Annotated in this window: 24 protein-coding genes; 15 read left to right on the top strand and 9 right to left on the bottom strand. The window is 60.8% G+C overall.

Annotation, left to right across the window (positions count from 1 at the left end; translation table 11 throughout):
- Positions 1-10 precede the first annotated feature (10 nt).
- The 8 genes from FN060_RS06460 (at position 11) to FN060_RS06425 (ending at position 7998) form a co-directional block, all read left to right on the top strand.
- The gene (locus tag FN060_RS06460) at positions 11-1261 is read left to right on the top strand and encodes an ABC transporter substrate-binding protein (protein ID WP_395516648.1); all 1251 of its coding nucleotides are present in this window, start codon (positions 11-13) and stop codon (positions 1259-1261) included.
- Positions 1262-1360: 99 nt separating this feature from the next.
- Positions 1361-2287 carry a carbohydrate ABC transporter permease gene (locus FN060_RS06455; RefSeq protein WP_142587366.1) on the top strand — a complete coding sequence of 309 codons (927 nt, stop codon included), beginning with the start codon at positions 1361-1363 and terminating at the stop codon, positions 2285-2287.
- Positions 2284-3165 carry a carbohydrate ABC transporter permease gene (locus FN060_RS06450; RefSeq protein WP_142587365.1) on the top strand — a complete coding sequence of 294 codons (882 nt, stop codon included), beginning with the start codon at positions 2284-2286 and terminating at the stop codon, positions 3163-3165. Before FN060_RS06455 ends, FN060_RS06450 begins: the two co-directional genes overlap by 4 nt.
- 5 nt (positions 3166-3170) lie before the next feature.
- A complete protein-coding gene (locus FN060_RS06445) occupies positions 3171-4274 on the top strand; it encodes an ABC transporter ATP-binding protein (RefSeq protein WP_142587364.1) in 1104 nt (367 codons plus the stop codon).
- Between the two features lie 72 nt (positions 4275-4346).
- Positions 4347-4616 carry a hypothetical protein gene (locus FN060_RS06440; RefSeq protein WP_077549843.1) on the top strand — a complete coding sequence of 90 codons (270 nt, stop codon included), beginning with the start codon at positions 4347-4349 and terminating at the stop codon, positions 4614-4616.
- Positions 4617-4654: 38 nt separating this feature from the next.
- Positions 4655-4885, top strand: coding sequence for a hypothetical protein (locus FN060_RS06435; RefSeq protein ID WP_077549842.1), 231 nt, complete (start codon positions 4655-4657; stop codon positions 4883-4885).
- Between the two features lie 307 nt (positions 4886-5192).
- Positions 5193-6842, top strand: coding sequence for an HWE histidine kinase domain-containing protein (locus FN060_RS06430; protein WP_077549890.1), 1650 nt, complete (start codon positions 5193-5195; stop codon positions 6840-6842).
- A 46-nt stretch (positions 6843-6888) separates the two neighbouring features.
- On the top strand, positions 6889-7998 hold the full coding sequence (locus FN060_RS06425) for a DNA topoisomerase IB (protein ID WP_077549841.1): 1110 nt from the start codon (positions 6889-6891) through the stop codon (positions 7996-7998).
- Here FN060_RS06425 and FN060_RS06420 read toward each other — a convergent pair whose 3' ends face one another.
- Together FN060_RS06420 and FN060_RS06415 are read right to left on the bottom strand one after the other, a co-directional pair.
- Positions 7999-8559: a type 1 glutamine amidotransferase domain-containing protein gene (locus tag FN060_RS06420; protein WP_077549840.1), complete on the bottom strand. Its 561-nt coding sequence runs from the start codon at positions 8557-8559 to the stop codon at positions 7999-8001.
- A 36-nt stretch (positions 8560-8595) separates the two neighbouring features.
- Positions 8596-8790 carry a hypothetical protein gene (locus FN060_RS06415; protein ID WP_142587363.1) on the bottom strand — a complete coding sequence of 65 codons (195 nt, stop codon included), beginning with the start codon at positions 8788-8790 and terminating at the stop codon, positions 8596-8598.
- Positions 8791-9118: 328 nt separating this feature from the next.
- Between FN060_RS06415 and coxB the strand changes: the two genes are divergently transcribed.
- The 5 genes from coxB to FN060_RS06390 are packed head-to-tail and all read left to right on the top strand — an operon-like array spanning position 9119 to position 14608.
- On the top strand, positions 9119-10030 hold the full coding sequence (coxB, locus tag FN060_RS06410) for a cytochrome c oxidase subunit II (protein ID WP_244665704.1): 912 nt from the start codon (positions 9119-9121) through the stop codon (positions 10028-10030).
- On the top strand, positions 10027-12537 hold the full coding sequence (ctaD, locus tag FN060_RS06405; protein ID WP_142587362.1) for a cytochrome c oxidase subunit I: 2511 nt from the start codon (positions 10027-10029) through the stop codon (positions 12535-12537). Before coxB ends, ctaD begins: the two co-directional genes overlap by 4 nt.
- A gap of 3 nt (positions 12538-12540) precedes the next feature.
- On the top strand, positions 12541-12924 hold the full coding sequence (locus FN060_RS06400; RefSeq protein WP_077549837.1) for a hypothetical protein: 384 nt from the start codon (positions 12541-12543) through the stop codon (positions 12922-12924).
- Positions 12921-13556 (top strand): cytochrome c oxidase assembly protein, encoded by a 636-nt coding sequence (locus FN060_RS06395; protein WP_142587361.1) that lies wholly within the window; start codon positions 12921-12923, stop codon positions 13554-13556. The genes FN060_RS06400 and FN060_RS06395 overlap by 4 nt, the downstream gene beginning before the upstream one ends.
- Positions 13553-14608 (top strand): c-type cytochrome, encoded by a 1056-nt coding sequence (locus FN060_RS06390; protein WP_142587360.1) that lies wholly within the window; start codon positions 13553-13555, stop codon positions 14606-14608. Before FN060_RS06395 ends, FN060_RS06390 begins: the two co-directional genes overlap by 4 nt.
- A 198-nt stretch (positions 14609-14806) precedes the next feature.
- Here the strand turns inward: FN060_RS06390 and FN060_RS06385 are convergent, their stop codons facing one another.
- Positions 14807-15073, bottom strand: a complete 267-nt coding sequence (locus FN060_RS06385; protein ID WP_142587359.1) for a hypothetical protein — start codon at positions 15071-15073, stop codon at positions 14807-14809.
- A gap of 169 nt (positions 15074-15242) precedes the next feature.
- On the opposite strand from FN060_RS06385, the gene FN060_RS06380 reads away from it, so the two are divergent.
- Together FN060_RS06380 and glgX are read left to right on the top strand one after the other, a co-directional pair.
- On the top strand, positions 15243-15446 hold the full coding sequence (locus FN060_RS06380; protein WP_142587358.1) for a hypothetical protein: 204 nt from the start codon (positions 15243-15245) through the stop codon (positions 15444-15446).
- Between the two features lie 69 nt (positions 15447-15515).
- A complete protein-coding gene (gene glgX, locus FN060_RS06375) occupies positions 15516-17594 on the top strand; it encodes a glycogen debranching protein GlgX (RefSeq protein WP_142587357.1) in 2079 nt (692 codons plus the stop codon).
- 49 nt (positions 17595-17643) lie between these two features.
- Here glgX and glgA read toward each other — a convergent pair whose 3' ends face one another.
- From glgA to FN060_RS06345, 6 genes are all read right to left on the bottom strand, one after another.
- Positions 17644-19122 carry a glycogen synthase GlgA gene (gene glgA / locus FN060_RS06370; RefSeq protein WP_183950013.1) on the bottom strand — a complete coding sequence of 493 codons (1479 nt, stop codon included), beginning with the start codon at positions 19120-19122 and terminating at the stop codon, positions 17644-17646.
- A gap of 255 nt (positions 19123-19377) precedes the next feature.
- Positions 19378-19650, bottom strand: coding sequence for a DUF2934 domain-containing protein (locus tag FN060_RS06365; RefSeq protein ID WP_142587355.1), 273 nt, complete (start codon positions 19648-19650; stop codon positions 19378-19380).
- Positions 19651-20072: 422 nt separating this feature from the next.
- The gene (locus FN060_RS06360; protein ID WP_142587354.1) at positions 20073-20570 is read right to left on the bottom strand and encodes a YciE/YciF ferroxidase family protein; all 498 of its coding nucleotides are present in this window, start codon (positions 20568-20570) and stop codon (positions 20073-20075) included.
- 81 nt (positions 20571-20651) lie between these two features.
- A complete protein-coding gene (locus FN060_RS06355) occupies positions 20652-20837 on the bottom strand; it encodes a hypothetical protein (protein WP_142587353.1) in 186 nt (61 codons plus the stop codon).
- A 21-nt stretch (positions 20838-20858) separates the two neighbouring features.
- Complete coding sequence (locus FN060_RS06350) at positions 20859-21251, bottom strand: BON domain-containing protein (protein WP_183950001.1); 393 nt, start codon at positions 21249-21251, stop codon at positions 20859-20861.
- A 61-nt stretch (positions 21252-21312) separates the two neighbouring features.
- Positions 21313-21897, bottom strand: coding sequence for a cysteine hydrolase family protein (locus FN060_RS06345; protein WP_142587351.1), 585 nt, complete (start codon positions 21895-21897; stop codon positions 21313-21315).
- Positions 21898-22001 lie beyond the last annotated feature (104 nt).

Here is a 22001-nt window from a genome sequence, read left to right as displayed (position 1 = left end):
TCCCATGAAGATCGAAACATTTTCAAAGCTGGCCGCCGGCGCTGCCATGATTGCGCTGACGGCCGGGGCAGCGAAGGCCCAGGAAAGCGTTGAAGTGCTGCATTGGTGGACGTCTGGCGGCGAGGCTGCCGCGCTGAACGTCCTGAAGGAAAACCTGCAGAAGCAGGGTATTGGGTGGCAGGACATGCCGGTTGCCGGCGGCTCTGGCGTCCAGGCGATGACGGCGCTTCGCGCCCGTGTCACCTCCGGTGATCCGCCGACCGCGGTGCAGATGCTCGGTTTCGATATCAAGGACTGGGCGGAAATGGGCGTGGTGGGTAACCTCAACGACCTCGCGACGGAGCAGGGTTGGGACAAGGTCATCCCCGCAGCCCTTCAGGAATTCTCCAAGTTCGACGGCGACTGGATCGCCGCGCCCGTCAACGTCCACTCCACGAACTGGCTGTGGCTGAACAAGGCCGCTCTCGACAAGGCTGGCGGCGAGCCGCCGAAAAATATGGACGAACTGTTCGCGCTGCTCGACAAGTTCAAGGAACAGGGCATCACGCCGCTCGCACACGGTGGCCAGCCCTGGCAGGACGGCACGCTGTGGGAGTCGGTCGTCCTCTCCGTGGGCGGCATGGACTTCTACAAGAAGGCTGTGATCGATGCAGATGCCGAAGCGCTTTCCAGCGATACGATGCGCCAGGTCTTCGACAACATGTCGAGACTGCGCGAGTACTTCGACGCGAACTTCTCCGGGCGCGACTGGAACCTTTCAACTGCGCTTGTCATCGAAGGACAGGCGGGCGCCCAGCAGATGGGTGACTGGTCGAAGGGTGAGTGGCTGCGCGCGGAGAAGAAGCCGGGCGAGGACTTCGTCTGCATCCGCTTCCCCGGGACGCAGGGCTCGGTGCTCTTCAATTCGGACCAGTTCGTGATGTTCGACGTTGGTGAGGACAAGCGCAATGCACAGCTCAAGATGGCTGCAGCCGTCGAGGATCCTGCCTTCCAGATCGCCTTCAACACGGTCAAGGGTTCGGTCCCGGCACGGACAGATGTTCCGGACACGGAATTTGACGATTGCGGCAAGAAGGGCATGAAGGATCTTGCCGAGGCTGCTGCAAGCGGTAACCTCGCAGGGTCGCTGGCTCACGGCCACGCCCAGCCGTCGTCAGTTAAGGAAGCCGTGTTCGACGTCGTGACCCAGCATCTCAACGGCCAGATCACGACCGATCAGGCGCTCGAGCGCTTGCCGCAGGCCGTTGCAGCGGCTCAATAAGGCTGCGACCTTGAGACATCTCTGAAAATGGCCGGGAATTCCCGGCCATTTTCTCACCCAGTCCAAGCGAGTTGAGCCGGGATCTGCCGGAGGTGGTGCATGACAACCATTGAGCCCGTTCCCTACGTCACGCCCGAGCGACCACGACGCAGGCTTGCGGAGCGTCTCGGCGCCGCGTTGCCAAAGATCGTGCTGGCACCGTCCTTTGCGATCAGCCTGATCTTCGTCTACGGATTCATCCTGTGGACTGTCTACCTGTCCTTCACGCGCTCCCGGATCCTGCCGGTCTACGACCTTGTCGGCTTTGACGCCTACTACCGCCTCTGGTCCCAGCCGAACTGGTACATGGCGATCAAGAACCTCGCGATCTTCGGGGTTCTCTATATCAGCCTCTGCATCGCCATAGGCCTGTTCATCGCGATTCTGATGGACCAGCGCATTCGCGCGGAAGGTGTGTTGCGGCCGATCTTCCTTTATCCGATGGCGCTTTCCTTTGTCGTTACCGGCACTGCCTGGAAATGGTTTCTCAACCCGGGGCTCGGGCTGGAGAAGACGATGCACAACCTCGGCTGGGAGAGCTTCAAGTTCGACTGGCTGATCAATACCGACATGGCGATCTATACCATCGTCATTGCCGGCGTCTGGCAGGCATCCGGTTTCATCATGGCGATGTTCCTTGCAGGCCTGCGCGGCATAGACGGGGAAATCATCAAGGCGGCGCAGATCGATGGCGCACCGACCCTTGCCATTTACCGGCGGATCATCATCCCCATGCTCCGGCCTGTCTTCCTGTCCGCCGTCATCGTGCTCGCGCACATGGCGATCAAGTCTTACGACCTCGTGATCGCGCTGACTGGCGGCGGCCCCGGCAACGCGACCGAGCTGCCGTCGACCTTCATGTATTCCTACACATTCACGCGCAGCCAGATGGCCGTCGGTTCTGCAAGTGCGGTGATGATGCTGATGGGCATCACGGCGATCATCGTTCCCTATCTCTATTCCGAGCTTCGGGAGAAGCGCACATGAGCGCCGCCAGCGACTCCGTCAGTGCAGGTTCGGCGAGAACCGCGCGCATCGTCATCTATACGCTTCTGATCGTTCTGGCAGCAGTCTACCTCCTGCCGCTCTACGTGATGCTGACGACCTCCTTCAAGTCGCTCGCCGAGATCCGGGGCGGCGACATGCTGGCCCTGCCGCGCGATCCCTCCTGGGCCGCCTGGACGAAAGCTTGGGGAGACGCATGCATCGGCGTGACCTGCGAAGGCATCAAGGGATACTTCTGGAACTCCATCAAGATGGTGGTGCCGGCGGTGGCGATCTCCACGGTGCTCGGTGCGCTCAACGGCTATGTGCTGACCAAGTGGCGCTTTCCCGGCCACAAGATCGTCTTTGGCCTCATGCTGTTCGCCTGCTTCATTCCCTTCCAGGCGGTTCTCATTCCCATGGCGCGGGTGCTCGGTATCTTCGGCCTTGCCAATTCGACGTCCGGCCTCGTCTTCGTCCATGTTGTGTATGGTCTCGGCTTCACCACCCTGTTCTTCCGCAACTATTACGAAGCCTTTCCGGATGAGCTGATCAAGGCGGCAATGATCGACGGCGCCGGCTTCTTCAAGATATTCTGGCGGATACTGCTGCCGAGTTCGGGCCCGATCATCGTCGTCACCGTGATCTACCAGTTCACCAATATCTGGAACGACTTCCTGTTCGGCGTGTCCTTCTCCTCCGGCTCGGAATCGCCGATGACCGTCGCACTCAACAACCTCGTTTCCTCATCCACCGGCGTCAAAGAATACAACGTCGACATGGCGGCGGCCGTCTTCGCCGCCCTGCCGACGCTCTTCGTCTACATCGTCGCCGGACGCTATTTCGTGCGAGGCCTGATGGCCGGCGCAGTCAAGGGATAACCGCAATGAGCTTTCTTCGGATCAGCAACCTCTACAAGAAGATCGGCAACAACGAGGTTCTGAAGGATATCAACGTCGAGATGGAGAAGGGCGACTTTCTTGTCCTGGTTGGACCGTCGGGCTGCGGCAAGTCCACCCTGCTCAATGCGATTGCGGGGCTGATGCCGCCGACCTCCGGCGAGATTGTCCTCGACGGCCAGGTCATCAACGACCTGCATCCTTCCAAGCGGGACATCGCCATGGTGTTCCAGAGCTACGCGCTCTATCCAAACATGACGGTGGAGGAGAACATTGGATTCGCGCTCGAGATGCGCGGCGTAGGCAAGGCGGAACGCGCCGAGGCCGTCAAGAATGTCGCCGGAACGCTGCAGATCGAGCATCTGCTGAATCGGCGGCCGAGTCAGCTTTCGGGCGGGCAGCGCCAGCGCGTGGCAATGGGTCGGGCGCTGGTCCGGCAACCGCGCGTCTTCCTGTTCGACGAGCCGCTCTCCAATCTGGATGCGAAGCTGCGCGTGGAGATGCGGGCCGAGATCAAGTCGCTGCACCACAATACCGATGCCACCATCATCTACGTCACCCACGACCAGATCGAGGCGATGACCCTGGCAACAAAGATCGTCGTCCTCAAGGATGGCGGGATCCAGCAGGTCGGCACGCCCTCGGAGATCTACAACCGCCCCGCCAACCTCTTCGTGGCCGACTTCATGGGGTCGCCCGCCATGAACATGCTGAAGGGCCGTACCGTGGCAGACCACGGCGTGCGTCAGATTGCGCTCTTTGGTGGCAAGGTGAACGTGGCCATGCCTTCGTCCGTGACGACAGACGTTCCGGACGGCAGGGAGGTCATTCTCGGCCTACGGCCGGAAGGCATCACCGACGAAGGGATGGTCGACCCCACCGCCCATGCGATCGCAAAGGTTGAGGCCGATGTGAGCCTTGTGGAGCCGACTGGCTCGGACACCTTCGTGACTGCCCGCCTCGCGGGTGAAACGTTCACGGGACGTGTGCGTGCCGATGTCGCCATCGCCCCGAAACAACGCTTCACGTTTGTGTTCAATCTCGACAAGGCCGTGGTGTTCGATCCCTCGACCACGCGGCGTCTCGCCTGAGCCGTCCCACCGGAACAATCGTTTCCCGCGTCTGTTGGAAGGTGACCGAAATCACCGAAGAGAGGCGTTATCATGAGCAAGGATCAGACACTGTCTGGCGGCTACCGCAATGAAGCATTGCGGGACGCGCGCGACGTCCCAAGCGATCGACCCCATTCCGCCGACAATCGGGAAAGCCCGTCCGCGGCAACTGCCGAAGATGCCTATGGCCGAAACGAGATGTCAAAGGCGTGGGCACGCGAGTCTTATCGCGCCGATTACAAGCGTGCCGGCACCGGCAGGCGCAACGAATTCGGGTCGAAGCGCGTTGATGGCCGAGAGACGAAGCGCGAGCCGGAGTGACTCCGGCTGCCGGATACTGGCACAGACAGGAGCAGACGATGACTTCCTCCAAAAAACCGGCCGATGCGAAGACAGTCGAGCGTGACGCGAGCGGTCAGTTCGCGAACGTGAAGGCGGGTGGGCACAGTTCTGGGGTCGCGAGCGCAAAACCCACAGTGATTACCGGGTCGGAAGACGCCACTGCACACAAGGCTCCGCCAGGCGAGGACGAGCCCGCGAATGAGTGGGATTCCAACTTCGACGTTGGGGAGCATCCTGCGGATCGATAGGGCGTGCTCGGCCACATGTTTCGAAGCGGCGCAACATTGCTTCGATCTGTGACTCCGCACGTCGGCCGAGGCCGTTGCGAGCAGGCAGCCTTTACCCCGGCACGCAAATTATCATCGCAGACAATCAAAAGATTGGCCCCCCTTTGAAAAGTCGCTAAATAACGTCCTCGTGCATATCACGTGAGGGCGGACATATGAGGCTTTCTGCGGATGCGGCCGTTTCAGACGCCGCGGGAGGTAAGATGTAGTGCGGAAGCTGTTTCGGTTTTCACCGACCTTCCCCACTGCACCGATCAGCGTCTATCTCATGGCCCTTTCAGCGGTCGTGGCCCTGCCGCTCGTGGTGTTTGTGCTCCTCTTGATGATGGAGCTGGAGCGCCGCGACCGCGAGATCCTGGCCGCCAATACCGCAGAGGATGCACAAGTGGTGGCGCGTTCGGTTGAGCGTACCCTGCAGGATATGACGACGACGCTGCGGATTCTCTCCACTTCGCCCGAACTGGAGAATGGCGATCTTCGATCCTTTCACAACCGCACGCAGAACAGCCTTCGCTCCAATTCCCTTTATGTTCTGGCGGTGGACGCCGAGGGACAGCAGCTTCTGAACACGCGCCTGCCCTACGGCACGCCGCTCAGGAAAGTGTCAAATCCATCTGCCCTCGCGACTGCGCTTGAGACGGGCGTCACGCATGTCTCCGACGTCTTCTTCGGCGCAACGAGCGAGCAGTTTGTCTTCAACGTCACAATGCCCCTTCCAGAGAGGATGACCCGCTCTTCGGACGCTGTCGCCTTGATCATGACGCAGAATGCCGCGGATCTTACCAGGGTGATCAGCACGGAAAGCCTGCCTCCCGGCTGGTCGGTCGCGATCGTGGACGGCGCAGGTACGATCATCACGTCCATGGGAGCCAGCAACGCTTCGCCGATCAGTGCCTTCCCACAAGAGACACTGAAATTGATGACGGGTATCAACGGGACGATCGAAGATGTGGACGGCAAGCCACGGCAGATCTACGGATACGGGCAGGTTGTGGGATCGACCTGGAGGGCGGTGATCTGGGGGCCGATCGAGGCTGCCCAGAGTGAAATCGTCGAGGCCTCCCGTAGCCTGATGATCGGCAGCCTGCTCTTTCTTGGTATCGGCATGCTTTGCGGCTACCTGATTGCCCGCCAGTTGCGGATACCCATTCGGCAGATCGCCCAGATGGCGGAGCGTATCGGCAAGGGAGAAATCGTTTCGCCCGTGGAGACGCGCATCCGCGAGGCCAGCCAGATTTCTGTGGCTCTCTCCAACGCATCCTTCGACCGCAGCCAGGCGGAAGATCGGATGCACCTTATCCTCCAGGAACTCGTCCATCGAACCAAGAACATCCTGACCCTGGTCCAAGCCATGATGCGACAGCTGGCTCGCCAGTCAAAGGACATGGATGAGTTCCAGAAGGCGATCTCCGATAGAATCCAGGGTTTGGGAAAGTCTATCGAGGCCCTCGCGATCGAACAGTGGACCGGGGTGCCGTTGCGGCGCCTCGTCACCGTTCAACTTGATACCTTCGCAAACGTCGCGGACCGCGTGGAACTGCAGGGCGACGATTTCCTCCTCCGCGCCGAGGCGGTCCAGAATCTCGGCTTGGTGCTGCATGAACTTGCCACCAACTCCATCAAGTATGGTGCACTTTCGGTTCCTGATGGCCGGGTTCGCATGTCGTGGCGACAGGAAGATCCGTCTGACCCGAAGTCCCTGCTCCACCTGTCATGGGAGGAGATCGGCGGTCCCCCTGCCGTCGAACCACAGACCACCGGCTTCGGCACGACCATCATCAGGCGCCACGCGGCTGCGGCCTTCGGCGGGCAGGTCGATATCCGCTATCTTGCTACCGGGCTCATCTGGACGCTTGTGGCGCCGAGAGACGCTTTCGAGCGTGGTCCGGGCGAGGCGGCGCAGGAATTCCTTTTGTGATTGCGCCGCAGCGGAACGAAGATCAGGGGCCGCCGTTGTTAGGCCCATGGATGCCGTCACAGATCTCCCCACCTTCGACGAACAGTCCCTTAAAGCTGTTGGTCTAACCTATGTGAGCGATGCCGAACCTGGAATTCGCCGCCAAAGAAGGGGTAAGGGCTTCTGCTATCGTCTCCCCGATGGACGCGTTCTCAGTGATCCGGATGAGAAGCGCCGGATCGCAGCGCTCGGACTGCCGCCCGCTTACGAGAATGTCTGGATTTGCATGGATCGCCGGGGACACCTGCAGGCCACGGGCTATGATGCGCGCGGGCGCAAGCAGTACCGGTATCATCCGGAGTGGCAGAGCCTAAGAAGCGAACTGAAGTTCGATCAGCTTGCCCGTTTCGGTGAAGTGCTGCCGCGGATCCGGCGGCGGATCGAGCGGGATCTGGCTCTAGGACTGGAGACCCCCGAGGCGGTCCTAGCCGCGATCATCGCTTTGATGGATACCGCGCATCTGCGCGTGGGCAATCAGGCCTATGCAAAGGAAAACAAGACCTACGGGGCGACGACCCTGTTGAAGCGACACATGACGTTGACGGAAGAGGCCGTGGTCCTTCGCTTCACGGCAAAGGGAGGAAAGCGTGTCAGCCATACGATCAGGCACCCACGGCTCCAGCGGATATTCGAGGAGATAGCTGATCTGCCGGGGCGCCAACTCTTTTCCTGGCCCGATGATGCTGGTACCGCCCATCCTGTCGATTCCGGCCGGCTCAATGCCTATCTCGCCGACGTCGCGGGTTTCCCGGTCTCGGCAAAAACGTTTAGGACCTGGGGTGGGAGCCTTGCCGGCTTTGCCGCCGTCTGGCAGGCCTGCAAGGAAGGTTCGCAACCCCGTGTGAAGCTGATCTGCAAGGCTGCATCCGAGCGGCTCCACAATACCCCTGCCGTCTGCCGCTCCAGCTACATCCATCCGGCCGTGCTGGCCCTCGTGGATGATATTTCCCCGGTGGAACGGCTGCTCAAGAACGAGCTCGAGCTTCCGCAGCTGCGTGGCTTGCGCACCGATGAGCGGCGTCTGCTGGCAGTATTGAAAAGCTCGAGCCTTCAGACGCAAACGGGTGCGGCTGCGGACCCCCTCCAGCGGTGGAGGGCCGCAGCCGCAGAGGCATGATCAGGCGGCGCGACGGGCGTGGCGGCCTTCCTTGACTTCCTCGACAATCTTGGCGACGAAGGGCTGCAGGTCCTTCGGCGAGCGCGAAGTGATGATGCCGTTGTCGACAACCACGGCCTCATCCACCCACTGCGCGCCAGCGTTACGAAGGTCGGTCTTGATCGATGAGTAGGACGTTGCCTTGCGGCCGCGCAGCGCGTCGGCTTCTACCAGAAGCCATGGCCCATGGCAGATGGCGGCTACGGGTTTTCCGCTCTTCACGAAGCTCCGGACCAGTTCTACTGCATCCTCGTCGGCGCGTAGCACGTCCGGGTTGATCTGGCCGCCGGGAAGCACGATGGCGTCGTAATCCTCGACATTGACGTCCGAGATTACGAGATCGACATCGACGCTATCGCCCCAGTCCTTCTCGTCCCAGCTCTTGATCTGTCCGGGCTTGATCGAGGCGATCCGCACTTCAGCACCCTGTTTTCTGAGTTCCTCCAGGGGAACGCGAAGTTCCGACCGCTCATAACCATCGGTCGCGAGAATGAGAATGGACGCAGACTTGAAGTCAGCCATTGTTTGCTCCTGTTGATGCCGTTGCGTTAGCGAGGCCTAAAGCCTGCCGCTGGAGAGGTCCCGCCCGTTGATCGACGCAGGTACGCTGATTTCTTCCTGGGGGCCCTTGGGCAGTGGCAGTTCCACGGACTCCGGTACCAAGACCTGCACATCCTCCGAAGGATGCTCTGTGTGCAGTTCGCGCTTGGATGTGTGTGTTTTACCAAACAAGCGCTGAAGAAAACTGAACATTGTCGATCTTCCTTCCTGCAAGGCCTCTCGGAGTAGCAAACCCGCGACACCGCCTTGGGTTCCACTTTTCTTTCTCCGTGAAATCTAACTTGAACCTATGTCTGGAACAAATTCCCGATCGGCCGGTTATGCCGAATGGCCGTAGGGTGACGCGGACGTGAATGCTGGGGGCGACTTGAAGCAAGATACAGCTTGCCTAACGGTTCGAAGAGAGGAGCCAAGGCGCTTCGCTGCCGCCCTCTTTGAGCGGTGGCAGAGTTTAACGAGGCACGTTGCCTGGGTAACCGCTTTTCCCCTTCTGACCTCCTGCAGCGGTATTCAGTCTGCCTTGGATCCGGCCGGTCCCGAGGCTTCTGACGTCGCCCGGCTTTTCTACGTCATGCTGATCGGAGGTGGCCTGATTTGGGCCGCGGTGGTGCTGGTGCTGTTCTATGCAGCACGCAAGGCGCGCGAGCCGCATTCTGAACGGGTGGCCGGTCGCGTCATTCTCTGGTGCGGGGCGATCGGTCCGGTGATCGTGCTGACGATGCTCCTTTCCTACGCCGTCTGGCTGATCCCAAACCTGCGGCCCTGGTCTTCGGCCATTGCAGAGGGCGTTCGCAAGATCGAGGTTACCGGAGAACAGTTTTGGTGGCGGGTGCGCTATCTGGATGAGGAAGGCGAGGTCCTTCTGGAGCGCGCGAACGAGATAAAGATGCCGGTCGGCCAGCGCGTGGTCTTCCTCGTCAAGTCTCCGGACGTCATCCACTCCTTCTGGGTTCCCTCCCTCGGGGGCAAGATGGACATGATTCCGGGCCGAACCAATCACATCATGATGGAGGCGTCCAAGCCCGGCATCTATCGGGGTGTTTGTGCCGAGTTCTGCGGTCCGTCGCATGCGCTGATGGCTTTCTTCGTGGAGGCACTCGAGCCCTCGGATTTCGAGGCGTGGCTTGCGGGGAGCGGAACAGCCGAGACCGATGGAGCCAGCGAGGGGCATGCCCTTTTTCTGCGACACGGCTGTGGAGCCTGCCATGCGATCGACGGAACGGAGGCGCAGGGGAGGATCGGTCCGAACCTCACCGCCTTCGGCGCGCGCGGCAGCGTCGGCGCCGGAACCATGCCAAACACGCCGGAAAATGTCGCCCGCTTCATTCGTCACCCCTCCGAGATCAAGCCAGGATCACGGATGCCGTCCTTCGGAATGCTTCCAGACGGAGATGCCGAACGTATCGCCACTTACCTTGCGGGGCTGAAATGACAGAGGTACTCGGCGATTTCTCTTCCGAGGAGCGGGCTGCGCAGGAGGAGCGACTGCGGAAGGTCTGGAAGACGCCGGGCGGCTGGCGTTACTGGACCTCCGTCAACAACAGCGAAATCGGCCTCTGGTACGGCGTCGCCTCCTTCGGCTTCATGCTGTTTGCTGGCGTGCTTGCATTGCTGATGCGGCTGCAACTCGCGGTGCCGGACAATGATCTGCTGACGGCCGATTTCTTCAACCAGGCCTTCACGCTGCACGGCACTGTGATGATGTTCCTTTTTGCCGTGCCGGTCTTTGAGGCGATCGCGATCTTCCTCCTTCCCTCCATGCTGGGCGCCCGGGAACTGCCGTTTCCGCGCCTCTCCGCCTTCGGCTTCTGGAGCTTTCTGCTCGGTGGCATCTTCGTCTGCGGCTCGATCTTCTTTAATTCGGCGCCGAGCACCGGCTGGTTCATGTATCCGCCCCTGGCGACGAACAAGGAATTCTCCGGGATCGGCGCTGACATATGGTTGCTGGGCCTCTCCTTCATCGAGGTCGCCTCCATCGCTGCCGCTGTCGAGATCATCGTCGGGATCATGAAATGCCGCGCGCCCGGCATGCGGATCAACATGATGCCGATGTTCGCATGGTATCTGCTGATCGTCGCGGGCATGATCCTGTTCGCGTTCCCGCCCCTGATTGCTGGTGACCTCCTCTTCGAAATGGAGCGGATGTTCGACTGGCCGTTCTTCGACGCCACGCGGGGCGGGGACCCTTTACTCTGGCAACACCTTTTCTGGATATTCGGTCATCCGGAGGTCTACATCATCTTCCTTCCGGCCATCGCGCTGATGGCGATGATCGTGCCGACTTTTTCCCAGCGGCCGATCGTGGGCTATTCCTGGATCGTGCTTGCGGCGGTGGGAACCGGGTTCCTGAGCTTTGGCTTGTGGGTCCACCACATGTTCACCACCGGCCTGCCGCAGATATCGCTTGCCTTCTTTTCTGCGGCGTCGGAGGCAGTTGTCATTCCGACAGGCGTGCAGATATTCGTCTTCATCGCGACCATGCTTGCCGGCCGGGTGATATTCTCGGTGCCCATGCTGTTCGGCGCTGGCGGCCTGATCACCTTCGTGATCGGCGGGTTGACGGGCGTCATGGTGGCGCTGGTGCCGTTCGACTGGCAGGCGCACGATACCTATTTCATCGTGGCCCACCTGCACTACGTGCTAATCGGCGGGATGCTGTTCCCGGTGGTAGCCGGTATCTACTATTATTTCCCCTTCGTTACCGGCAAGAAGCTGAGCGATGCCTGGGGCAAGGTGGCTTTCTGGCTGATGTTCATAGGCTTCAATGTCGGATTCTTTCCGATGCATTTTTCCGGGCTCCGCGGCATGCCGCGCCGGGTGTTCACATATCCCGAGGATATCGGCTGGGACTGGTTCAACCTGGTCTCCACCATCGGCGCCTTCATCTTCGCCAGCGGCGTCCTCACCATCGTCGTGGACATCTTCAGGCCCAAGCCGAAGATTGGCGACCTCAATCCCTGGCGATCCGGGACGCTTGAATGGACGAACGATCCCGACGAGAACTGGGGCATGCGATCGGTTCCGATCATCGAGAGCCGCTATCCACTCTGGGACCAGCCAGACCTCCAGAAGAATATCGACGAAGGACGCTATTACCTTCCGGATGCGAAGTCGGGTCGACGCGAAACGCTTGTCACCTCAGTGCTGGACGCGGAGCCTATCCAGTGCCTGCGCGTGGGAGGCACGTCCTATGTCACAATCATCGCCGCCATGGCACTGGGTGGCGTCTTCATCGCGCTGACATTCCACTGGTGGGCGGTGACGATCGTCTGCGCGATCATCACGCTCCTTGCCATCCTCTACTGGCTGTGGACGGGCACGGCAGAGATACCGGAGGCACCGGACATGGACGTCGGCCTTGGCAAGCGCCTGCCGATCTACCGATCAGGCCCGGCTTCGGTCGGGTGGTGGGCGATGTTCATCACCATGGTAGGTGACGGCACGGCCTTTGCCAGCCTGATGTTCGGCTACTTTTTCTACTGGACCATCCATAGCGACTTCACCGCCGGTCTCGGCGGGCCGGGCGCCCTCTGGCCGATGACGGCACTCGCGCTGTTTCTCATTTCATGGGGCCTCATGCTGGCCGCGCGGCATCTCAACCGACAGGACAGGGCAGGTGGTGCCCGTGCCGCACTCTGCCTGTCCTTGATCGTCACGGTCGCCGCCGCGCTGGCGGGGTTGCTCGGCCCCTATACCCATGACATGCAGCCCACCGTCCACGTCTATCCGGCGACGGTCTGGATCATTGCGATCTGGACCGTGGTCCATGCAGGGGCCGGGTGCATCATGCAGGGCTATTGCCTGGCCCGAAGCCTCACCGGCAGGATGACCGCGCGCTATGACCAGGACATCGTCAACGTCACCCTTTACTGGCACTTCCTGACCGTAACCGCCGTGGCATCCTTTGGCGTGCTTGGCCTCTTTCCGTTGATGAGGTAGGCCATGCGACACATCCTGCCCCGCGAAGTCGAAACCCTGTGGACGCTGTTCACGGCGCCGGTCGTCTGGGCGCTGCACTTTATGGTCTGCTACGTCGTAGTCGCGATCTATTGCGAGAAGGCTGCCCTTTGGGGCATCGAGTTCGGCACGATCAGGGTTGCGCTTGGCGCGGTCACGCTGCTTGCATTGGCAATGATTGTCCTGTCGGCCTATCTCGCCTGGCGTCAGTGGGGGTTCGGCTCGGGCGATCCGCCGCATGACCAACCGACGGCCCTGGACCGCCGCCGCTTCCAGGGTTTTGCCACGCTGCTTCTGTCGGGGCTGAGCTTCGTCGCCGTAATCTATGTCGCCATCCCGCTGATCCTCATCGACGGGTGTTACCAATGAGGAGGGCGTCTCTCGCGACGGGTCTGCTTCTCTTGGCGGTGGCATGGATCATCGTACTGCCCTTCGGCGGCCGGGAATCCTTCACTATACACATGATCGTCCACATGTCGGTGGTGGCAGGCGCTGCTCCGCTGCTTGCAGTCGGGCTGTCCGGCTCCCGTCATGACCTTACTGTACGCTGGCCATGGTTCACACCGGTCATCGCCTCGCTCGTTGAACTCCTGGCAGTATGGGGATGGCATCTTCCGGCTGCGCGGGTGATGGCTGAGGCGTCCTGGATTGTCACGGCGCTGGAGCAGGCGACGTTTCTCGCGGCCGGACTGCTGCTCTGGCTTTCCTGCCTTGGCGGCGCTCAGGAGGGGCGGGAGGCTCGTCAGCTTGCCGGCACCTTCGGCCTGCTGTTCACGTCCATGCACATGACCTTGCTCGGTGCCCTGCTTTCGCTGTCACCGCGACCGCTCTACGGCATCGAAAACGTCACATGCTTCGGCGTCACGCTGGGGGCTGCCGTCGACCAGCAGGCCGGGGGCGTCGTGATGTTGCTCGTCGGAGCGGTCGTCTATCTCCTCGGCGGCGTCCTGCTGCTGTCCTCAGTCTTGGGGCCACGCGAACATTCGGGAGGGCGTCTGTGATCGTCCGGCGCAAGTACGTCATCGCAGCGGCAGTCCTGCTCCCGGTCGTCGGACTTCTGGTGGGTTGGTCGGGCCTGATCGGCGTCAGGGCGAGTACCGGGCACTGGGCCGTTACCGACTGGTTTCTTCACTGGGTCATGCGGAAATCCGTCCGCACGGCTGCGCTTTCGCATGAAGCTCCGCGGCTGGACCATCCCGCCTTGCTTCCTCCTGCAGCAGGCCACTACGAAATCGGCTGCGCCATGTGCCACGGCTCGCCGGGGCGGCCGAGATCGGAGACGGTGAAGCAGATGCTTCCGGAGCCGCCGGATCTGGCGCCCATGATTTCAAGCTGGACGGACGAACAGTTGTTCGAGATCGTCCAGCACGGGGTGCGGTTCACCGGCATGCCGGCCTGGCCGACCCAGAAGCGTCCTGACGAAGTATGGTCCATGGTCGCCTTCCTGCGCCAGCTACCCAACATGGAGGCCGAGCGCTACCGCGAGCTGTCGGGGCTCTACCCGCCACCCATGGAAGGAGAGGTGGATAATCTGCCTCTCAGCTGCGAAAGCTGCCATGCGGACCGGAGGCTCGACGCGGAGAGCCTCGTGCCAAGCCTTGCGGGACAGTCGGAGACCTATCTGGTGGAAAGCCTGCGTGCTTATGCCGACGGCAGGCGTGCAAGCGGTATCATGCAACTGGCGGTGAGTTCGCTTCCCGAGGAAGCGTTCGGGGACCTCGCACGGTACTATGCCGGACAGGAGCGGTCAGTGCACAATCCTGCGGACGTCGATGCCGGACTGGTCGAGCAGGGCCGAATACTGGCACAACAGGGACGCGCTGCCGACAAGATCCCGGCCTGCCTGTCCTGTCACGAGAAGCCCGATGGAAATCCAGCCTATCCGAGGCTTTCCGGGCTGAGCCGCCCTTATCTCACTCGCCAGCTTCAGCTGTTCGTCGACGGCGTACGGGGCGGAACCAAGTATAGCCACCTGATGAATGAGGTGGCGAAAAATCTCGAGCCCGAAGATGTTGCGGCCGCCGCGGCCTATTTCTCACAGCGACCGAAATGACCCAGACCTGTCAGATCGGTACCACCATCATATAGCAGGCAGCGACGACCATCACGAGTCCGGCGGCTTCGACCCAATCCTTGACCATCTGTGCCTCCCTCCATACGCGTTTGGCGATATGGTGAGTGAACGAGCGTGGTGGTCATCATGTTCCACATATGAGACGCGAATGTGTCGAGTCTGTCACGATTATGGCGCCTAGAAGGCGTCTGCAGCAGCACGTGCTTGCGCCGCCTGAAGAACCGTTCGCAGCTCCCGGGCGGCGGCATTCTCGATTGCAAAGCCACTCTCGGGGAGTACGCCGGGATCCTCTTCGTTGTCCTTGAAGGTCGCGTCGTCGCGAAGTCTCTGGATGAACTGGGTGATCTGCATTTCACCGCCGATCATGGCGGCGAGCATGTCGATCAGCAGTTCCCGGTGGGCATTGAGCCGACCTTCCAGTTCCTCGGGTGTCAATGTGCTCATGTCTTCATTCCTCCGTAGCGGGGGAAATAGGCGCTTTGCTCGAAAGGGAACCCGTGAGGGGGCCTCAAAGTTATCCGCGGGAACGAAGACGCTGAATGGTGTCTGCCGCGATACCGCGAGCCAAACCTTCAGGGCAGGGCGGATCGACAGACATGTGGAAGGAAAACCAATGAAGAAGCTCACAATTGCCCTGGCTGCTGGCCTGCTCCTCAGTGCCTGCAGCGATGGCGGCAATAACCAGTCCGACACCGTCGATAATACGTCGCCAGGTGGCCCTGCTGCTTCTGCTCCGACAGACGCCGATCCCACTCCGCAAACCGGCAGTGGCGGGCAAAGCCCGGTCGACAGTTCCACCGGCACCGTAAAGCGCTAAATCGGCTGCTTCTGCGGGAACGAATGGTGCGTCGCCCCATTGTTAGATGGTTCTTCAATGGGGCGACGTATGAAAAGCGACAACGCGACTTTCAATATCCTGCCGGGCAGCTGGACTGAGCTCGGTGTGATCTATGACGGCGAAGGCACCAACTTCGCTCTTTTCTCGGCCCACGCCGAAAGGGTCGAACTCTGCCTGTTCGATAGCAGCGGCAGGGCTGAGATCGCACGGCTTGAACTGCCCGAATATACCAACGAGATCTGGCACGGCTACGTCCCAGGGCTGAAACCCGGAGCGCTTTACGGGTATCGTGTCCACGGGCCCTATGATCCCGAGAACGGTCATCGCTTCAACCCGAACAAGCTTCTTGTCGATCCGTATGCACGAGAGCTTGTGGGCGACGTGGTTTGGAACGATGCCCATTTCGCCTATGACTTACTTCACGAAGACAAGGACCTCACGTTTGATGAGCGTGACAGCGCCCCCTTCACGCCCAAATGCCGCGTCGTCGATCCGAACGGATTCGATTGGCATGATGCGAACCGGCCCAACATCCCGTGGCCCTCAGCCGTTGTCTACGAAACACATGTGAAGGGCTTCACGCAACTCAATCCCGCGGTTCCTCAGGAACTGCGCGGTACGTTCGACGGCATGGGTCACGCTGCCTCGGTGGACTACATCAGAAGCCTCGGGATCACCTCGGTGGAACTGATGCCGGTTCACTACTTTCCGGACGACCAGCACCTCCTCGACAAGGGGCTTCATAATTTCTGGGGCTATAACACTCTCGGCTTCTTCGCACCCGCATCCCGCTACTACGGACCGCGGGGGCTTGAAGGCTTCCGGGAAATGGTCAGGAATTACCATGATGCCGGCATCGAGGTAATCCTCGACGTCGTCTACAACCACACGGCTGAAGGTAACGAGCTGGGGCCGACACTCTCTTTCAAGGGTATCGACAACTTCTCTTACTACCGGACCATGCCGGACCAGCACCGCTACTACATCAACGATACCGGGACGGGGAATACGGTCAACACGTCCCATCCCCGGGTGCTGCAGCTGATCATGGATTCCCTGCGCTACTGGGTGCAGCACATGCATGTGGATGGCTTCCGCTTCGACCTCGGAACAATCCTGGGCCGCGAACCAGAGGGCTTCGACCAGCGTGGCGGTTTCTTCGATGCGGTGACGCAGGATCCTGTCCTGTCGAAGGTGAAGCTGATTGGCGAGCCATGGGACATCGGACCGGGCGGGTACCAGGTTGGCGGCTTCCCGCCGGGCTGGGCAGAATGGAACGACAAATATCGAGACACCATCCGGGACTACTGGAAGGGCGACAACGTCGCACCCGACTTTGCGGCTCGCCTGCTGGGGTCCGGCGATATCTACGACCTGCGCGGTCGCCGGCCTTGGGCAAGCGTCAACTTCATCGCCGCCCATGACGGGTTCACGCTGAATGATCTCGTCTCCTACAACGAAAAGCACAACGAGGCGAATGGCGAGGACAATAACGACGGCCATAACGACAACCGCAGCTATAACTATGGCGCTGAGGGCCCCACAGAGGATGAGGCCATCAATGGGGTTCGCGAGCGCCAGAAGCGCAACTTCCTGGCAACCCTCTTCCTTTCTCACGGAACACCGATGCTCCTCGGCGGCGATGAATTCGGCCGCAGCCAGATGGGAAACAACAACGGCTATTGCCAGGACAGCGAAATTTCCTGGGTCCGCTGGGAGGGGCTTCCCGAAACGAACGAGCAGTTGCGGGAGTTCACCCGTCACATCATCGCCTTGCGGAAGGAGCAACCCATCTTCCGCCGTGAAAACTGGCGCGACGGCATGGAGGTTCGCTGGTTCAATGCGGGTGGGGGTGAGCAGCTTCCCGAGCATTGGCAGGAAGGCACGACCCTTGGCCTCAACCTCCGTCGCGCCGATCTCGAGCGTGAGGAGGGTCTCTGGTCCAACGTGCTGGTGCTTTTCAACCCGTTCGAAGGCAACGTCCCCTTCCACATTCCCCCGATGGGTGAGGGGCGATGGATCCTCGAACTGACGACAGCGGATCCGTCGCTGCGAGGCGTGGAAGTAGAACAGGATCAGGAGTTCGAGCTCGAGGGCCGCACTCTGGTTGTCCTTCGGAGAGCCTGACTGTTCAAGCAGCTGAAGCAAGTCAGCCGCTCTCGGGCGGTTGCCTTCTTCAGGAGACGGCTTTGGGCAGAGGCCGCGAAGGCGATGTTTTCGATCGATTCATGAGCGAGGCGTAGACCGCGGCATATTGCTGCGCACTACGGTCCCAGGAGAACCTGGCCTTCATGCCCTGGTTCTGCAATCTCGCCCACTGCTTCGGGTCCGCATAGGCTTCGATCGCGCGCCTCAGCGCCGTCCGCAGGCCATCGGTTGTGACCGGATGAAACTGGAACCCGGTGGCCACGCGTGCAGACATTGCTGCGTCATTGGCGTCGATAATCGTTTCAGAAAGGCCGCCCGTCCGGGATACGACTGGAACGCAGCCGTACCGAAGGGCGTAGAGCTGGGTCAGGCCGCAAGGCTCGAAGCGCGACGGTTGGATAATCGCGTCCGCTCCGGCGTGTATGAGATGCGCGATCGCCTCGGCATAGCCGATATGGACGGTCATCTGGCCAGGATGCCGCGCCGCAGTCTCCAGGAGCTGGCGCTCGATCTCACGGTCCCCTTGTCCGCAGACGATCAGCTTGCCACCGCTGTTGATGATCTCGTCTGCAGTCTCTGCCAGCATATCCATGCCCTTCTGCCACGTCAGGCGGCTGACCGCGGCAAAAACAGGCCCTGCCCCGTCCGTGTCCAGGCCGAACGCCTCCAGCAGATGTCGGCGGTTCTGCCGCTTCTTGCGAAGGCTGGCAGCGTCGTAGTTCACGGGTAGGTAGGGATCGGCGGCCGGGTCCCAGACCTCCAGGTCGATCCCGTTGACGATACCGCGAAGGACGTCGAGCCGTTGGTTCAGAATGCCATCCATGCCCATCCCAAAGCGAGGCGTCAGGATTTCCCTGGCATATGTCGGACTGACCGTGGTGATGGCATCAGCCGTCTGCAGCCCGCCTTTCAGGTAACTGATGTCGCGGAAGTACTCGAGGCAGTCGGTCGCGTAGAGTTCGGGCCGCAGCCCCAGCGCAGGCAGAAGCGAGGCAGAGAATTGTCCCTGGAAAGCGAGATTGTGCACCGTGAGCACAACAGGAGTGGGTACCTCCAGTTCCCGCATGTAAACGGATGTCAGGGCGGTTTGCCAGTCATGGGTATGAACAATGTCCGGTATCCAGCCGGGGAGCGCTCCGCCCGCCACTTCGGCGGCTGCAAGGCTCAGCGCAGCGAAGCGTTTCCAGTTGTCGGGATAATCAACCCCCGTAGCGTCAACGTAGGGGCCACCGTCGCGTGCATAGAGGGTAGGGCAGTCAAGAACCAACAGGCTGAGGCCTTCGATCCGAGCGTAGAGCAGCGAGGCACGTTCGCCCAGAAGTTCGTCGAAAACGAGGAGCGGCGGGGCCGTTCTGAGCTGCCCCATCACTGACGGATAACCTGGGATCAGTGAGAGTGTCTCGACTCCGAGGCGTTCCAGCGCTTTCGGCAAGGAGCCGGTGACGTCGGCGAGACCGCCTGTTTTGATAAGGGGAAATATTTCGGAGGTGACGGAAAGTACCTTGATGGCGCCAGAGGCACCTCTTCGCTTTACCGTGCCGGATGTTTCGGCCGTACTGACCGCGTCGGGATCCGCGAAAGAGAAGAATGCGTCCGTCATGCCAGCCTCCACCGTGCACTCGGCCGGTCCTGCCGAACGCGTGGATGGGGGCAAGCGTTCCAACGAAATGAGAGAAAGAGAGTCTTGTAGCGCACGGCACCCCACGCAGCAGGTAGAGCAGAGATCGCGGCGGCAGGTCTGCCGCAGCCGCATGTCAGGAGGTCAACTGCTGGTCGTCTTTTTCGTCCGCACAGCCTTCTTCTTTGGAGGAGGAGGCAGCGCCTCCGAACCCTTGCCTTCCGGCTTTGTGCTCGCCGGCTTCGCACTAGCCGCGGTGGACCGCGACGTCGCGCGTTTCATTCGGCCCGGCTTAAAGCTATCGAACTCTCGTTTCGCCCGCTCCCAGTGCTCCAGATCCTTTCCTGCCGGATATCCCTCCTCTTCCCAAAGTGAATAGGCGCGCTTGCGTACCCAGTCGTCCTCGTGATCCGCCATCAAGGTCTCCACTTATCGTGGACGAAGAACGATCACGGAAACTGAAAGTTCCTGCTGGCGACGAATAATTCGCGGTCTCGGTTCAGGAAGGCGGAACCTTATGGGAGGTCGGGAGTTTAGGGCCCGCTGAAGGGAGCCGCCATGAACAATTTTTGCGATATCATACCTCACCCTGACGGGTGGACCTACGTCATGAACGGGATCGAGTCTCGTTGCTCATTTCATACCTATGAGCTTGCCGTCGCAGCCGCGAGGGTGGAGATGGCGAAGCGAAAGCACAGCCGCGTTTTTCGGCGTATGGAGCTTAATGGGGAGATGCTGCCAGTCCAGCCACCGCCGGGTTCCGGCCTGAATGCCTGACGGCACTGCAACGCCCAAGCAAAAGGCCCGGTTCAGCGTACCGGGCCTTTTCATTGCAGGGATCAGGCAGCCTTCTGGGCAGCGGTGTTGACCGCCGTCTTGGCAAGGCCCGTCAGCTTCTCGTCGGTCTTGCTTTCCTCTGCAAGCGTCTCCTCCAGAAGCTTTACTGCATCCTTCAGGCCAAGCTGCTGGGCCCAGGAGCGCAGCGTGCCATAGCGGCTAATTTCATAGTGCTCGACAGCCTGGGCGGCGGCAAGAAGGCCGGCGTCGAGGGCGGGCGTGTCCTTGAATTCTTCCATGATTTCTTCGCCCTCGGAGATGATCCCCTCAATGGCGTCACAGGTCTTGCCGCGAGCTCGTTTGCCGATGAGTTCGAAAACCTGCTTCAGGCGCTCGATCTGGCCCTCGGTTTCGTCCTTGTGGTCCTGGAAAGCGGCTTTGAGCTTCTCGTCCTGGGCGGCGCGCGCCATCTTCGGCAGCGCCTTCAGGATCTGACGCTCGGCGTAGTAGATATCCTTGAGCGTCTCGTAGAAAAGGTCGTCGAGGGTTTTCGTTGCCATGATCGCAAGTCTCCTGGGTGAATGTTCGGGGTTGATGTTTCCGCTGCAGATAACGAAGCGACCAGTTAAAAGTTCCGGGCCTCAGTTCTGCCTGTAGCTGGGTTCGCGACCACCTTCGGGCTTGTCGTACAGGCGCTCAACCGCCTCTTCCTGCCGAGCTTTCTCGACCGTCCCGATGTGTCTCTTACGCATCAAGCCAAAGGCGATCACGAGTCCCAGCAGGACAGGGCCTATCGCCACGATCACGAACCATAGTTTGTCGGCCATGTTCTTTCTCCTGGTTGATCCTCAGTGGTGTTCGCCAGCGATGTGCAGGTTGTTGGTGCATCCGCTCAGGCCATCGACCGAGCGACAGCAGTCCTCCGCGCGGCGGACATCATCGGCGCTTGCCACCGTGCCTTCCAAGGAAGCGATGCCGTCATTTACGGAGACTGTGATGCCTCGGGGATCCAGAAATGCGTCCTGCGTGAGAGCTTCATTGACGGCGGTTTGCAGATCACTGTCGGAGCGCTCGTATCCCTGAGGAGTGAGGCCGCGTTTCTTCTCCTGGCCGCTCTCCTCGGCAAAGATATTTGCTTCTCCCTGCAGGTATCCGCTGGGGCGATTTTCAGCGGGTCCCTCCCAGCGCGGCCACTGCGAGGTCTCGCCGGGTCGGCCGGATTTTGGCTGTTCGTTCTTCATCGGAGTTTCTCCTTCGCAAGGTCCATGCTGAGACAACCGGATTCCCCTCGCGAAGGTTCCTTCATGCCCACCAGTCGAGGACTTCCGGGACGCTAGAGAGACGCAGCTGGGTCGAGAACCGGGACGCATAGACGCCGAGTGTTGCATCGTGCGTCGCGTCCGAGGTGCTGCAGATTGCATCCTTCAGAAGGATGATCGAGTATCCCAGGTCGACCGCACCCATCACGGCAGCGAGGACGCAGACATCAGTCTCTCCACCGGAGATGACGAGGGTGGTGACATCCTGCCCGCGAAGATATCGATGCAGGCGGCCATCCAGCCATGGGGAATAGATGGGCTTGTCGAAGACCGTCGCGGGAGGAACAAGTTCGCGCAGTTCCGGCAGTATGTCGACCATCTCGCCGCCCAGGACCTCGCGGGTCATCATCGGCCATTTCTGGTAGTATTCAAGCCAGGTCCCGGTGACATCGGCGGGATGAACGGGCGGTATGAAGCGAGTGAAAATGGTCTCAGCCGCGTGGGCCGAGGATAGTATGGCGACCGGGTCGCGGACCTTCTGCATCCATGGGACGTTCCAAGGGGTATCTTCGGCAAACAGCCTCTGCATGTCGACGCAAAGATGGCGGCAACGTCTCGGATCTTCCATTCTCTCCTCCGGATCGGACTGGCTCCGAACGAAGCGGACGGATCAAGGTTCCGAGCGGCTAGGGCGGTCACTCAAGAGAGAGAGAGAGAGAGAGAGAGAGAGGC

The sequence above is a fragment of the Pseudorhizobium halotolerans genome, assembly GCF_902153235.2.
Taxonomy (GTDB): Bacteria; Pseudomonadota; Alphaproteobacteria; order Rhizobiales; family Rhizobiaceae; genus Neorhizobium; species Neorhizobium flavum.
This window is presented reverse-complemented; position numbering and strand designations above follow the sequence as displayed.

Bases quoted from the DNA above. Each gene is read 5' to 3' on its own strand.
- FN060_RS06385 (WP_142587359.1), bottom strand. From the start codon at position 15,073: ATGAGCACATTGACACCCGAGGAACTGGAAGGTCGGCTCAATGCCCAC.
- FN060_RS06420 (WP_077549840.1), bottom strand. From the start codon at position 8,559: ATGGCTGACTTCAAGTCTGCGTCCATTCTCATTCTCGCGACCGATGGT.
- FN060_RS06435 (WP_077549842.1), top strand. From the start codon at position 4,655: ATGACTTCCTCCAAAAAACCGGCCGATGCGAAGACAGTCGAGCGTGAC.
- FN060_RS06345 (WP_142587351.1), bottom strand. From the start codon at position 21,897: ATGGAAGATCCGAGACGTTGCCGCCATCTTTGCGTCGACATGCAGAGG.
- FN060_RS06455 (WP_142587366.1), top strand. From the start codon at position 1,361: ATGACAACCATTGAGCCCGTTCCCTACGTCACGCCCGAGCGACCACGA.
- FN060_RS06445 (WP_142587364.1), top strand. From the start codon at position 3,171: ATGAGCTTTCTTCGGATCAGCAACCTCTACAAGAAGATCGGCAACAAC.
- FN060_RS06395 (WP_142587361.1), top strand. From the start codon at position 12,921: ATGAGGAGGGCGTCTCTCGCGACGGGTCTGCTTCTCTTGGCGGTGGCA.
- FN060_RS06430 (WP_077549890.1), top strand. From the start codon at position 5,193: ATGGCCCTTTCAGCGGTCGTGGCCCTGCCGCTCGTGGTGTTTGTGCTC.
- FN060_RS06440 (WP_077549843.1), top strand. From the start codon at position 4,347: ATGAGCAAGGATCAGACACTGTCTGGCGGCTACCGCAATGAAGCATTG.
- FN060_RS06360 (WP_142587354.1), bottom strand. From the start codon at position 20,570: ATGGCAACGAAAACCCTCGACGACCTTTTCTACGAGACGCTCAAGGAT.
- FN060_RS06355 (WP_142587353.1), bottom strand. From the start codon at position 20,837: ATGGCCGACAAACTATGGTTCGTGATCGTGGCGATAGGCCCTGTCCTG.
- ctaD (WP_142587362.1), top strand. From the start codon at position 10,027: ATGACAGAGGTACTCGGCGATTTCTCTTCCGAGGAGCGGGCTGCGCAG.
- FN060_RS06425 (WP_077549841.1), top strand. From the start codon at position 6,889: ATGGATGCCGTCACAGATCTCCCCACCTTCGACGAACAGTCCCTTAAA.
- FN060_RS06450 (WP_142587365.1), top strand. From the start codon at position 2,284: ATGAGCGCCGCCAGCGACTCCGTCAGTGCAGGTTCGGCGAGAACCGCG.
- FN060_RS06380 (WP_142587358.1), top strand. From the start codon at position 15,243: ATGAAGAAGCTCACAATTGCCCTGGCTGCTGGCCTGCTCCTCAGTGCC.
- glgX (WP_142587357.1), top strand. From the start codon at position 15,516: ATGAAAAGCGACAACGCGACTTTCAATATCCTGCCGGGCAGCTGGACT.
- FN060_RS06415 (WP_142587363.1), bottom strand. From the start codon at position 8,790: ATGTTCAGTTTTCTTCAGCGCTTGTTTGGTAAAACACACACATCCAAG.
- FN060_RS06400 (WP_077549837.1), top strand. From the start codon at position 12,541: ATGCGACACATCCTGCCCCGCGAAGTCGAAACCCTGTGGACGCTGTTC.
- FN060_RS06350 (WP_183950001.1), bottom strand. From the start codon at position 21,251: ATGAAGAACGAACAGCCAAAATCCGGCCGACCCGGCGAGACCTCGCAG.
- FN060_RS06365 (WP_142587355.1), bottom strand. From the start codon at position 19,650: ATGGCGGATCACGAGGACGACTGGGTACGCAAGCGCGCCTATTCACTT.